Origin of the sequence: Methylomonas rivi, from assembly GCF_024505165.1 — a bacterium.
Taxonomy (GTDB): domain Bacteria; phylum Pseudomonadota; class Gammaproteobacteria; order Methylococcales; family Methylomonadaceae; genus Methylomonas; species Methylomonas rivi.
This window is the reverse complement of sequence record NZ_JANIBK010000005.1, coordinates 1-13,049: the sequence shown is the minus strand read 5'-3', so window position 1 is coordinate 13,049 and position 13,049 is coordinate 1. Positions and strand designations below refer to the sequence as shown.

Here is a 13,049-nt window from a genome sequence, read left to right as displayed (position 1 = left end):
CTCCCTAGGGCTTGATTAATGTCTGTCATACACTGCCTGATAGCGCGCCACCATGCTATCGATTGAAAATTCCCGCCGGGCCCGCTGTAAAGCTGCTTGAGCAAATTGCCGCCGCTTGGCGTTGTCGTCGATAAGCGCTTGCAAAGCCATAGCCATTGCCGGCGCATTTTCCTTTTCCACTAAAAGACCGGTTGTTTCGTCGACAACCAACTCCGGGTTACCGCCCACGCGGGTCGCAATCACGGGCAATCCGGTTGCCATGGCTTCCAGAATCGTATTGGATATACCTTCCGCCTTGGAAGGCAATACAAATACGTCAAAACTCCGCATGATTTGCGGAATATTGTGACACGCCCCCGGCAACCAAACATTTTCCACTAAGCCGTGTTTCTCAAGCAGATTGACAGCCAACTCGCGTAAAGGCCCATCGCCGATAAGCGCTAATCGGGCTTTGTCCGCAAAGACCGCTGACTCCTGGCATGCCAGTATATAAGCTTTCACCAAGGTCAGTTGATCCTTAACCCCATGCATGCGGCCGACAGTGCCGATCAGCAGTTTATTCTCCAACTGCAACGGGCAATTTTCAGGCATTTGCCTCTGGCCTTCCCTAGGATAAAACAGTTCCGTATCGACACCGTTGCAGATCCGGGTAATTTTTTTGACGGGTATGCCCACCTTCATCTGCAAATAATTCTGCAGTTGTTGGGATAAAGGAATAAAACAATGAATTATCAGCCCCATTAAAAACCGTAACCATCGGTATTTAACGTTGTTACCTTCGGGGTCGAATACATCCCAGCCATGCTCGCCCTGCACTCTTAAAGGCACTCCCGCCAAAAAAGCACAGAGTTGATATTCTATGGCGGCCAAGTTGCGGGTATGCACTACCGCGGGCTTAAGCTGTTTAAGTAATTTGTAGACTTTTACGAAGGACTCGCCATCCTGACCCGGTTTTTTGTGTATTTCATAAATCGCCACACCCGGCCGCCGGATGCGCTTGCTGAAATCCGTACTATCGGTCAAACAAATAATAGCGTGCCGGTAACTATCGCTCGACATGCGGTTGATCAGATTGACCAGACCGTTCTCCAGCCCGCCCACGCCCAGGCGGTATATGATGTGTACGATCAAAGGCGGTTGCTCAGACAAGGCTGCCTCTCTCCTTATTCGACAACATTCGGCATAACCTTTGCCCGCTATGCCGCCAACTAAAGTCATCCCGCACATAGCGGCGATGCTCCGCTACGGCCGTCAAAGGTTGTTGCAATATTTCGACAACTTGGTCCGCAAATTCTTGAGGGTTATCGGCAACCGCTACTTTTAAGGACTGGTTACCGGGAATACCTTCCATCGCCGCCGAGGTTGCCACGATGGGCTTAGCCATCGCCATGGCCTCAAGCACTTTGTTTTGAATGCCGCGGGCAATCCGCAACGGCGCCACGACTAAACCGGCATGCGCAATATAATGCCTAACATCATCCACACGCCCGGTAACAATCACCGATGCGTCATTCTCCGCCAGTTGCAGCACGGCTTTGGCCGGCTTTGAACCCACAATATAAAACCGCGCCTCCGAGACTTGTTGCTTCACCAGCGGAAACACCTGTTGAGCAAACCAAACCACGGCGTCGACATTGGCCCAATAATCCATGGCCCCGGTAAAAACAATGGCTGATTCGGTTTCCGGGAATGGTGAGTTGAACGTTAAAGCCGGATCGAAAAAGTCGGTATCGACACCGTTGTTTACAAAGCTGATTTTATCGGCGTGTGCGGGTGCCAACTCCTTAAATAACCGGGCTTCCTGCTCGGATACAAACAACGTGGTTTTGGCCAGACCGGCAATATGAGTTTCGAAATCCAGCAGTTTTTGCGCCTCGCGTAGATACACCCAACTGGCCGGCCAGGTTTTACTGCCGGCATATTGCCGCCATTTATCGGAATCCACATCCACAAAATCGGCCACCAAACCCACCCTTGGGTGATTTTTTAAATATTGGGCCATTGGCGAGGAAAAAATTAAGGCATGTTCTATATTGTGTTCCGCAATCGTTTTGTCTACCCACGCCTGCATCGCTGCATTGCGATAGTACGGCAAACTCAGCGCCTCTCCGGTCAAAAAACCGCTCAAGCTCTTCAATTTCCCCAATTTAGGCTGTAAATCGATGTTAAAGCAGTACTTGCAATAAGGCTTTAATGCATCGACATACTGTTTATCATCCGCGTCGTCGATAAAGGTTCCCAAGTAAATTTCGTACTTTTCCGCCAAGGCTTTCAGGAAATGAAAAGAGCGGATCTTATCGCCTTTATTCGGCGGATACGGGATCCGGTGCACTAAATAGAGTAGCTTCGTCATAAGCGGATTACCCTAAATCTTTAGCCAACCAGGGCCCTACCAGTTGACTGACCGGTAACGGCAAGCGTTTCCAGGCAGCAATAAATAATTGATACTTAGGATTAAGCGGGTTGATGTCGGGAATTTGTTGCGCCTTAACCAGATCGATTTCATAGAACAATGGCTCGGGCTCGAATCCCCAATGCTTTTTAAACCGATAAGAGCCGGTACCTTCTTTGCTGCGGCCATAATCGAATACTTTACAGCCTCTATCCACGGCACGCCGCATGACTTCCCAGTACATAAAATCGTTGCCTTTCAGATCCCGGGCCAAATCGGTACCGCCACCGTAGTAAGGCAATACTTCGTCTTTGAAATAAAAACTCATGACGCCGGCGACCAGACGGCCTTCATGTTCGATGATCAAAATCTCACACTGCTCGGCAAAAACTTGTTTTAAGACTTCGAAATAACGTTTGGGAAAGACCGGCGTGCCCAAGTTTCTGACACTTTCCGAATAAGCCCGATAAAAACGTTCGACCGATTCATCGACTACGCTGCTCAAACCGGCTTTGATCCCCGCCCTTACCATGGCTCGTTGTTTACGTGGAATCGCCGCCATATTTTTTTCATGGTCGCTATCCAGGGTTTTTCTAAAGGTCACATAAAGTTGCTTATGCGGCCAATCCGGATGCTGCTGCTGGCGATTGCGCATTTCCAGATAATCCACGCCTAATTCACGCGCCAGTTGTTGGGCTTGGTTTTGCAAGGCCGCAAAAGCCTGATCATTACTGGCGACTATGCCGCCATAGACGCAAAAAGCATTGGAAATTAAGGCATTACCAAACAACAAACTATTGATATGCACCAAAGGCAAAATACCGGTGATTTGGCCGTCTTGTTCGGCAAAGTAGTAATAAGTCTTATGCGAAAAAGCTTGTTGCATGACTTGCCGCCAAGCCGACAGATGAAAAAAACTGGCTGCATCGGATGCGTTGACATAATTATCCCAACGCTGGCAATCAGCAGGTTCAAGTAGTTTAATCATGATGGCGTTTTGGCAAGTGGAGTGCTTAAAAAAACATTTTGCATGGTATCCCAAGCAAAATCATTTAATAAGTTATTGAGACGGCTTTCTACCCGGCTTAAATTTAAATAATGTCTAAAGCGCGATTTAAACGGCAGGTTCTGTTGTCTGGGCTGATGCGGATCGATTTCCCACGGATGAAAATAAAAAATACCCGCTTGCCGTTCAACCAAATTCAGATATTGATAGGCGGCTTTGGAAAACAGATAAGGATACAGCCGAAAAAAACCGCCTCCCCCGCAAGGTATATTTTTACCTGGAATTTTTAGGGTGGTAATCGGCAGCTCAAGCAAGTTTTGCGTATTATCCGGGTGAAAAGCAAACCGCGGCGCCGATGGCATGCCGTATAAATCATGTTTGACCGGATAAATGCTGGAGCTATATAAATGCCCCTCTTCTTCCAAAATCCGCAAAGCCCAAAGATTCTTGGCACCTATCGAATAGCTGGCCGCACGGTAGCCGATAACGGCTTGACCCGTCATGTCTTCCAGCAACCGTTTGGTTTTTTTGATATCCGCACGAAATTGCTCGGGCGTTTGCTCCGTTACGCGAATATGCTCATAGCCGTGCGAGGCCAATTCGTGACCCTCGGCGACAATGCGTTTCACCACCGCCGGATAACGCTCCGCCACCCAGCCCAGTGTAAAAAAAGTGGCTTTAACTTGATGCTGGGCAAATAAATCCAGAATGCGTTCAGTATTGTCGGCAACCCGATGTTGTAACGTATCCCACTGGGATTTATCGATATGTTTTTCAAACGCCGAGACTTGGAAATAATCCTCGACGTCAACCGTCATAGCATTGGTGATTGCACGTTGCGTCATATGAATTCAGTTATCCGGCAGATAGCGGCGAACAATTTCCGCAACGATACGTTGCGCTGCCATTCCATCCCAATACTCGGGCACGCGTCCACTTTTGCCGCCGTTGGCTAACACTTCTTCGACACACTGCATGATTTTAACCGGATCCGTGCCCACAACGGTATTGGTGCCCTCGGTAACGGTAATCGGCCGCTCGGTATTTTCGCGCAAAGTTACGCACGGCACGCCTAAAGCGGTAGTCTCCTCCTGCAAACCGCCCGAATCAGTGAGTACCAACCTAGCAGCCTGCATCAAACCCAGCATCTCCAGATAGCTGACTGGTGGCAACATTATCACCCGTTCTTCAGGCAATTCAGATAATAAACCAGCCTGACTAATCTTTTGCTGGGTACGGGGATGCACAGGGAAAATGACCGGCAATTTCCGGCTTACCTCGGAAATCACCGTGATCAGACGCGCGAGCGTGGCAGGATCATCGACATTTGAAGGCCTATGCAAGGTAAGCAAGGCATAGTTTTTTTCTGAAACATTTTGGTTGCCGCCGTAATTATGAAGAGTTTCCTGAAACGAAGACGCTTGCTTACAATTACTTAATAAGCTGTCTATCATCACATTTCCCGCAAAATATATTCGCCGTTCGGAAACGCCTTCCTTGAGTAAATTATCCGCGGCAGCCCGCTCGGTGGTCAATAACAAGTCAGATAACTGATCGGTTAATATCCGATTTATTTCTTCCGGCATTTCCCGGTCATAACTGCGTAAGCCAGCCTCAACATGTATTAAAGGAATCTGTTTTTTCACAGCCACCAACCCACAAGCGATGGTGGAATTGACATCCCCCACCACCAGCACCGCAAATGGTTTCACCTCATCAAGAACGGGTTCGAATTTGAGCATGATATTAGCGGTTTGTGCCGCATGAGTCCCGGAACCCACGCCTAAGTCCATGTTCGGCTCAGGAATACCTAATTGTTGAAAAAAAGTATCCTTCATGGCTTGATCGTAATGCTGGCCGGTATGAACCAAATAAGGCGCTATTAAATGCTTAACGTTTTGCAAGGCCCTCATAATAGGAGCCATTTTCATAAAATTAGGCCGTGCCCCCACCACGCATACCAGAACTTTTGGCGGTGTAGCGTTATTTTTTACCGCTGTCATAAACCGTATCCATATCTAGCTGAATTAAAATTGCCTTTCTAAGCAAAGCCTTTTCCTTATTAGCCATATTATGAAGATTAAGCACTTCGTTTTCCAAACGCAGCAAGCGCTCTTCGAAAGATCCCGCTTCAACATCGGAATAGCGAATAGATGACATAGGAGACGATGCAGCCTGTTCTTCTCGATCTTCTAACTGCATCTCCTCATTCACTTCCGATATGACTTTTTCGACAGCCTGACTGTCCAAAACGCTGAGTTCTTCTAAATAGCCAAATAAAAGCAAACGATCGCATAAAGAATTTATCCGTCTGGGGGTTCCAGCGGAAAAATCGTGTATATCCGCAAAAACCTTGGGATCAAACTCGGGCTTGCCTTGCCATCCTGCCGTTTGCAACCGGAATAAAATATATTCCTTAGTTTCTTCTTCATCCAACGGATCGAGATGGAAAGTAGAAACAATACGCTGCTTTAACTGTTCCATATCGGCAGCATATATTGTGCGTTTTAACTCCGGTTGACCCACTAAAAAGACTTGAAAAACGGGAGTGCCGTTTACATCCAGATTGGTCAACATCCGCAATTCTTCTAACGACTGTTTGGGCAAATTTTGCGCTTCATCGATTATCAGTAACAAGCGCCGCCCTTCTCTAGCCTTTTCAATAATAAACTTTTCGAAACTATTTAACAGACTGGCTTTATCGTTATGCAAATATTGAAAACCAAATGTCGAGGCTATCAGCCTTAAGGTATCTTCCGGCCCCACTTGAGACGTCATCATGACGCCGATCAATAATTTATCTTTATTTAAATTTTTAACCAAACTTTTGACCAACATGGTCTTACCCGTGCCGGGAGAACCGGTCACCAAAACAAAACCTTCTCCCTGCGTCAAACCATATTGCATATACGCCAAGGCTCGTTTGTGAACGGAACTTTGAAAAAAGAAATCCGGGTCCGCGCTTAATTGAAAAGGCTTTTGACTTAAGTTATAAAATCCGTCGTACATAAATTTAAGGTGGATATTTTAAAATCGAACCGCAAAATTGGCTGTTGCACGGTTCTCGGTGTAATCATTTGTAGAAACGTCGGATTGTTGTTTAATATGCCGAAATTCTAGGCTAGTATTCATCAACAACCGCCGGCCTAAATTAATGGACATACCTCGCGTCAACCCTAAAGCAACATCATAGCGTTGACTATTTCCCGCCGAGGTGCTCGAACTATCCGTGGATTGCCAGTTAGGCCGCAAATATAAATTTAATCGGGGATCGAATTGCCAACGCCAGCCGGCGGAAGCCCCATAAACATTATCTTCAACAAGGCTAGGCTCGTAGTTTCGCCGCGTATTATAAAGAGAAGCGTTGTAAAAACTTTTGCCGGTTTGAAAGGTAAACGATAAATTAGCCTGCTTGTTGATAATCACATCGTTACCCAATCCTAAATTAGGTAAATTAGGATTAAAAACAAGAAGCGACGGATCTGACGTATTTGACGACTCATCTTCATCAGGATCCGCAAAAATTAATTGATTGGCTAATACTTGCTGAACTGTCGTGGTATCTTGAGAATAAGTAAAGCGAACGGAAGCTTGTTTCGCGCGATAGAGTAAATTTGCATCCCATGAATTACCGGTATTTAAACCTACCTCCTTATTTTGAAAGGTAACGAATGCGGATAGATTGGCCGATGGATTAACGCGAACAGTGACATGTTTATTATTTCCATAACCCGCCTCGAGAGAATAAAACATGCTTGGATTCCACTGCGCGCCGAAAGTATAAAAAAAACCGTTATTAACGCTATCGGATGCGGTTTCAAAATCATTGTTTTCGTAACCAGCCCGAATAAAGGCATTATATTTTCTATTAAAGTAATAACGGGCATCCCCTGTATACTGCTCAAAACGCACATCACTGCCCGTCACGCGACTCTGATCATCGGAAGAATAGTTCAGGTTCCATCTTACTGAACTAAATTTGCTTCCGCTAGATAATCTGGCTTGCCTTGAAAAGGACTCCGAATCCGAAAGTTGATTAAGTAGAGCCGACGAAGCTGTGTTTGAATTTGTAGTGTCAAAACTGGACTTTTGGTACCCAACCTTGAATAAGCCATTGGCATATTGACCGAAATGCGGTGTCCAATAAGGCGAAATACTGAAATTCTTCGACTCGACTCTGCTATTGTTTCCGGTTAAATTATCTGTTGTGATAAACGTATTACTGATATTTTGCTGACTTATGGAACTACTCGTTTGTATAAAAAGAGTATTTCGTAGAGCCTGATAGAGAGAATTCATTTGCAATTGATGGTTTATGTCAAATGCATCGCTTCCTCCGGCATTATGAAGACCTTGTAATCGATAATTTAAATTTAGATTACTCCATGGTGAGGAACCGTAAATTAAAATACCTGGCGAAACTTCAGAAACAAAACCGCTTTTTTTAGCATTATCGGATAACTCTAAATTATCAGAAAATACCTCGCTCATCGAGAGGCTCGGGCGAACTCGCCAATCGAAAGCCGAAACATTCTCCGAAAAAAAGAATTCATACGAAAAAAGAATTGCAAATAACCTAAACGTTATTTTATGCAACTTATTGTCATTCTTATGAATGCCCATACTTACCATAACCATAGTTATATCCGTATAGATCAAGCTCCTTTTTGGTTTTATTCAGAAGGGTCATAACTACATCGCAATTTGCCAACTTGGAAATCGATTCGTTAACAACATTTTGAGGGGTTTCTTCCGCGGCTATCACTAATACAACCTGACCAACTAATTCAGCAAGAATTTGAGCTTGAGTAGCCACTAACAAAGGCGGCGAATCAAAAATAACGACCCTATCTTTATAACGCCGGCTAACCTCTTCGGCGAACAGATACATTCTTTGGCTGGATAATAACTCAGTCGAATATTTATGCCTTTTTCCAGCAGGTATAACATTAAGATTAGATAAGTCGGTTTTTAATAAAATATCCGAAAAATTTATTTTATCGTTTTCGAGGTACTCTATCAAACCAGGCGACTGTTTAATTCCCAGCTGCCTCGAAACACTAGGCCTTTCAACGTCGGCATCAATTAATAAAACACTTTTATCCAACTCGTTAGCTATACTTAAAGCCAAATTTATGGATACGAAGGTCTTACCTTCACCAGGAAGGCTGCTACATATTAAAATTAAATTAGGACGTGAAATCCCATTTACTTCACCCCCTTGAATATTATTCACTAAGGGACGCTTAATGACTCTAAACTCTTCAGCCAGCTGAGACTTAGTATCATTGTGATCAATAAAGCCTTCAGCCGCTAAAGCTTCCCAGTTTATTGTGACCTGATTATCTTTAGAGATTAAGGAATCATCTTCGTTAACGGGATTACAGTCATTATTTTCAACAACAAAACTCAAATCATCGCTATGTTTTAATACATTATCCGATTTATTTTTCTCAATCAAGCCTTGACTACTTGCTTTTTTCAAAGCGTTTTCAATAATACTCATAAGACTTACCTATAATTATTTGAGAAAATCAAATAACATAACACCAATATAGCCCACTATTATTAACGAAATTGTAATTAATAGCACCCAATCTATACTTTTCTCTCTATTAATTCCAATAGTCGTTAATGACACACTACCTAAAGAAGGCAGTCCTGTAACAACCCTAACTTGCCGGCTAGACATATAAACAGGACGAATAAAGTAGATCAAGAAAGCGACACCGAACCCACTAACGACTCCACCCACTAAAATTATAGAATAGAACAGTATTCTATTTGGGGAGGAGGGCTTGCTTGGCCTAGTTGGCGGATCCGCTATTTTAAACTTTAAACGCGAAGTTTGGTCGTCCACTCGCTCTGTTATATGGGCCTGCTCCCGCCTCTCTAACAATTCCGAATATTTACCGTTTATTGTTTGATAATCCCTGTTAAGATTTTTCATCTCGGTTTCAATAGCAAGCCTCTCATTCAACCCGTGCTCAATTTGATTGATCCTCGTTTTTATTGAATCTATTAAAGCCTGAATTGAAGCCACCTCCGCTTCGGAATTATCGTATGCGATTTTCAAGCTTTGCACATAAGGGTTGGACATTTTCTGAGGCCCAATCCAGTCAGTTTCCAAGGCAACACCCTTTTTATTTTGTTCTTTTTGCTCTTTTAAGGACTCGATTAACCTATCAATTGCATGAACTTCCGGATGATTTTCCGTATACTTAATTAGCATTTCCGTTTTTTTATCCTTTAGCGCAGATATCCTTGAATCCTCATGGGAAACTTCTTCGGAGATATTTGTAACACCCCAGTCTTCATCGGACTCTTGAATATTTTTCACTTGTTCAGCCAAAACATTCTTTTTTGCTACCGCTTGCTCTTGATTTGCAGTCGCTGAAATAAGCTGCTCTTTTAATTGGTTTAATAATTGGAATTGATCGGAATCGCTTGTTAGATATTCCAAATTAGCTCTTTTAAAGTCCTCTTTTGCCTTTTCAGCCTCCTGCAATCTGATCTCATAATCCCTAATCTGTTGTTCTATAAAATGTTGAGCATCGCTAGCATCAGCCATGGCTTTGCCTTGAGCTTGCTCGGAAAACACTGTAAGCACTGCCTGCACGACACTTTTGGCCGTTTCGGGATCGGTTGACGAATAACCGATATCAAAAATATCTCTATCCCTGGCGCCAGAGATAGTAATATCTTTTTTCAATTCTTCAATAAAATCGCTGCTAATAACCTCACCTGTTTTTTCCGCTTTTAAATGAGAGAGCTCGATAATCTTCTCTAAATTAGGTCTGGTAAACATTAATTGTTGAATAATTCTAATTAATGCCGAAACGTCGGGCTCAATGACCATTCCGCGCATCAGAGGCCTGATGACAGTGGAGGAATCGATATGTACCTTAGCTTTCGACTCGAACTTATCCGGCATCGAAAAAACAAATGACCAGCCACATATGCACACCAATAAGGCAAACAAAATAGCTAATCGCTTGTATTTAAGGGTACCTTTTAAATAGAAATAGACTTCGGATAACTCTTGTTGCATTTTATTAGGATACTTTATATGAAAGAGTCAAAAATCAACATTAAAAATATGCGTCTGGAATAATCAAAATATCGCCAGGCATCATTAATACATTTGCAGACAAATCCGCATCATCTATTAAATCATCAATTCGTACACGATAGGATTTTAGCTCCCCGTCTATCGCGCGGATTACACTAGCCCTATTGCCATCGGCATATTGATTTAAGCCAATCTGAATGATGACATCAAGCAAAGTCATTCCTCTTTCGTAGGGAATTGTTTTACCTTGGTAGCGCCCAATACCCCCCCCCGCTCTTCCTCCGCCGGATAAGCCTCCCATACCTCCACCGCCACCACCACCGAGCGAAGATGAACCCGAACTACCACCGCCAATACGGCCTATGATGCGGATTTGTTGATCGCTTACCCCTTTAAAGCCCGACACCATGACTACTACCTGAGGGCTTTTCACATAAACCTTTAATATATTTTCTATATCTCTTGCCAATTGATAGGGAGTTTTTCCACTAGCCAATAATTCCTCCACTAACGGTACCGTAATTTTACCATCCGGGCGAACGGCTGCAGAAGTGGACAACTCAGGATTACCCCACACAAAAATATTGACACTATCTCCAGGCCCAATTTGATATGTGTAATCGGCGGATTGCTTAACATCTTCCAACAACGGCTGGGCGCAGCCACCTGCGGTTATTAAAGTCACACATAAATAAATTTTAAGCCATGCAGCGTAAGGTTTAGTTTTTATCATTTTTAAAAAATCCTGCCACGAAAACACTATGATGATATCTGTTATTCAATTAACGAGTACTAAGTTCTTTTACAAGCCTTTTGGCATCATCTTTACCGGAGAAATTCCGTTGCTGGCTTTCTGCTAAAGCGATAGCTTGCTTCAATTCAACAAGCGCTGTCGCCTTGTTACCATTAATAAAATGAGCATGGCCTAAATGATATCGAAGCTCTGCCATCTTCGGCTCTTTTACAATTAGCGACTCTAAAATTGCCAGCCCCTCTTTAACTTTTCCATTTTTAACCAAAGCCCATGCATAAGTATCTTGAAGGTATACATTTTCAGCATCCTTAAAACGCATAGCCATATTCACCCCCTTTTCCAAATCTTCCTTTTGATCAGACTCAATCAATAATGAAGCAAGATTATTAGTGGCTGTTACGTTATCCGGATTTTTTGCGATTATCTGCTCATACACGCTGCGCGCAGCTTTTTTGTCGTTCAATTGTTCATACAACCCACCTAACGCAAATAATAGCTGAGGATCATCGGGGTTAGCCTGCAACCCTTGCAAATACACTTGTTTGGCACCATCTATGGACTTTTGCGATGACGCCTCTATTTTTGCCAACGCCAAGTAAAGCGAAACGGAATTATCGGGTAGCAATTTGATTTGATTGGTAATGAGTTGTTTAGCTTTATCGTATTTTTTATCGGCTATATACAAATCGCTCAGCACTCCAACCACCGTTAAATCTTGTTTATGCTTATCATGCATTTCCTCAAGAAATGACACTGACTTTTCCCGCTGTTTAAGTCCATCATAAGCTCTTACCAAATTTACCAAAGAGTTGAGATGACCGGGAAATTCATCTAACAATCTTTTATATAGTTTTACTGCCTCGGCATATTGCCCCTTACCTTGAAGTATATTTGCTTGTAAATATAAAGGAATCGCTTTATTTTTCGAAAATAACGCAATACGTTGAACCGATTCCTGGGCTTCGTCCCAACGCAATTCAGAAACATCCAGTTCTGCTTTATATGTTAATAGCATCACTTGATTAGGTTTGGCTTTCAAGGCTTTTCCTAAAAGCTGACGCGCCGTTTCTTTTTGGTTTGCCTGTAAATATCCACCATATATCGGCACAAATGCCTGTAAATTAGCCGGGTTCAGTTCCAAGGCTTGTTTATAATTTTTATCAGCCTGCTTCCAGTCTTTCTTAATTGTATAAGCTTGACCCAAAAGCATAAACGCGTTATCGGAATCGTTCTTTGCCCAAACGACTTTATTCAACAAATCGATGGCATCGTCAACTTTATTGTTGATCAAAAACAACCGGGCTTTAAGTAGATTAGCCTCAACAAATTCAGAATTTTCATTCAAAACAGCAGAAATCGCCGCATCAGCCTGATCATATTGTTTTTTATTTATATAAACTTCTGCAAGTATCGTTTTCGCGGTTAAACCTAGCGAGCTATTTTTTTCAATTGCCACTATCTTTTCCAGGCCATTTTCCGCCTCGTTTAAATAACCCGATACTAACATCCATTTTGATAGCTCTAACATACCTGCTGGATTGTCTGTCCACCCCGCCAGCATAGCTTTAAGCTCGCTTGCGACTCTATCCTTGGCTTTTGCATTTAAAAACTCCAATAAAATAATTTTTGACTCAGTCCTTTCCTTGTTTTTCTCAATCATTTCTCGCAGCAACGTTTCTGCCGCCTGCAATCGGTCTGTCATTGAATACAATGACGCCAAACTCAATTTAAAATTTTCCGTATCCGGATATAGCTCAATTAAAGCCTTATAATCTTCAATAACCGAGTCTGATTTATTTTGTTTTGCATGTATTTTTATTTTAAA

The 13,049-nt window shown here is 43.2% G+C and carries 11 protein-coding genes; all 11 read right to left on the bottom strand.

Features of this window, described 5'->3' with window-relative positions; translation table 11 throughout:
• Positions 1-15: 15 nt before the first annotated feature.
• Positions 16-1,149, bottom strand: a complete 1,134-nt coding sequence (locus NP596_RS01840; RefSeq protein WP_256613500.1) for a TIGR03088 family PEP-CTERM/XrtA system glycosyltransferase — start codon at positions 1,147-1,149, stop codon at positions 16-18.
• Positions 1,142-2,353 carry a TIGR03087 family PEP-CTERM/XrtA system glycosyltransferase gene (locus NP596_RS01835; protein ID WP_256613499.1) on the bottom strand — a complete coding sequence of 404 codons (1,212 nt, stop codon included), beginning with the start codon at positions 2,351-2,353 and terminating at the stop codon, positions 1,142-1,144. The genes NP596_RS01840 and NP596_RS01835 overlap by 8 nt, the downstream gene beginning before the upstream one ends.
• Before the next feature lie 7 nt (positions 2,354-2,360).
• Positions 2,361-3,380, bottom strand: coding sequence for a FemAB family XrtA/PEP-CTERM system-associated protein (locus tag NP596_RS01830; RefSeq protein ID WP_256613498.1), 1,020 nt, complete (start codon positions 3,378-3,380; stop codon positions 2,361-2,363).
• Complete coding sequence (locus tag NP596_RS01825; RefSeq protein ID WP_256613497.1) at positions 3,377-4,243, bottom strand: XrtA system polysaccharide deacetylase; 867 nt, start codon at positions 4,241-4,243, stop codon at positions 3,377-3,379. The genes NP596_RS01830 and NP596_RS01825 overlap by 4 nt, the downstream gene beginning before the upstream one ends.
• Before the next feature lie 6 nt (positions 4,244-4,249).
• Positions 4,250-5,401, bottom strand: a complete 1,152-nt coding sequence (gene wecB / locus NP596_RS01820; RefSeq protein ID WP_256613496.1) for a non-hydrolyzing UDP-N-acetylglucosamine 2-epimerase — start codon at positions 5,399-5,401, stop codon at positions 4,250-4,252.
• The gene (locus NP596_RS01815; RefSeq protein WP_256613495.1) at positions 5,382-6,407 is read right to left on the bottom strand and encodes an XrtA/PEP-CTERM system-associated ATPase; all 1,026 of its coding nucleotides are present in this window, start codon (positions 6,405-6,407) and stop codon (positions 5,382-5,384) included. The genes wecB and NP596_RS01815 overlap by 20 nt, the downstream gene beginning before the upstream one ends.
• 18 nt (positions 6,408-6,425) lie before the next feature.
• Positions 6,426-8,021 (bottom strand): TIGR03016 family PEP-CTERM system-associated outer membrane protein, encoded by a 1,596-nt coding sequence (locus NP596_RS01810; RefSeq protein WP_256613558.1) that lies wholly within the window; start codon positions 8,019-8,021, stop codon positions 6,426-6,428.
• Positions 8,008-8,904: an XrtA-associated tyrosine autokinase gene (locus tag NP596_RS01805; RefSeq protein ID WP_256613494.1), complete on the bottom strand. Its 897-nt coding sequence runs from the start codon at positions 8,902-8,904 to the stop codon at positions 8,008-8,010. The genes NP596_RS01810 and NP596_RS01805 overlap by 14 nt, the downstream gene beginning before the upstream one ends.
• A 15-nt stretch (positions 8,905-8,919) precedes the next feature.
• Complete coding sequence (locus NP596_RS01800; protein WP_256613493.1) at positions 8,920-10,449, bottom strand: XrtA system polysaccharide chain length determinant; 1,530 nt, start codon at positions 10,447-10,449, stop codon at positions 8,920-8,922.
• Between the two features lie 40 nt (positions 10,450-10,489).
• Positions 10,490-11,203 (bottom strand): polysaccharide biosynthesis/export family protein, encoded by a 714-nt coding sequence (locus NP596_RS01795; protein ID WP_256613492.1) that lies wholly within the window; start codon positions 11,201-11,203, stop codon positions 10,490-10,492.
• Between the two features lie 49 nt (positions 11,204-11,252).
• Positions 11,253-13,049: tetratricopeptide repeat protein (locus NP596_RS01790; RefSeq protein ID WP_256613491.1), on the bottom strand; the 1,797-nt coding region annotated here is incomplete at its 5' end.

Bases quoted from the DNA above. Each gene is read 5' to 3' on its own strand.
- NP596_RS01835 (WP_256613499.1), bottom strand. From the start codon at position 2,353: ATGACGAAGCTACTCTATTTAGTGCACCGGATCCCGTATCCGCCGAAT.
- NP596_RS01830 (WP_256613498.1), bottom strand. From the start codon at position 3,380: ATGATTAAACTACTTGAACCTGCTGATTGCCAGCGTTGGGATAATTAT.
- NP596_RS01825 (WP_256613497.1), bottom strand. From the start codon at position 4,243: ATGACGCAACGTGCAATCACCAATGCTATGACGGTTGACGTCGAGGAT.
- wecB (WP_256613496.1), bottom strand. From the start codon at position 5,401: ATGACAGCGGTAAAAAATAACGCTACACCGCCAAAAGTTCTGGTATGC.
- NP596_RS01815 (WP_256613495.1), bottom strand. From the start codon at position 6,407: ATGTACGACGGATTTTATAACTTAAGTCAAAAGCCTTTTCAATTAAGC.
- NP596_RS01810 (WP_256613558.1), bottom strand. From the start codon at position 8,021: ATGGGCATTCATAAGAATGACAATAAGTTGCATAAAATAACGTTTAGG.
- NP596_RS01805 (WP_256613494.1), bottom strand. From the start codon at position 8,904: ATGAGTATTATTGAAAACGCTTTGAAAAAAGCAAGTAGTCAAGGCTTG.
- NP596_RS01800 (WP_256613493.1), bottom strand. From the start codon at position 10,449: ATGCAACAAGAGTTATCCGAAGTCTATTTCTATTTAAAAGGTACCCTT.
- NP596_RS01795 (WP_256613492.1), bottom strand. From the start codon at position 11,203: ATGATAAAAACTAAACCTTACGCTGCATGGCTTAAAATTTATTTATGT.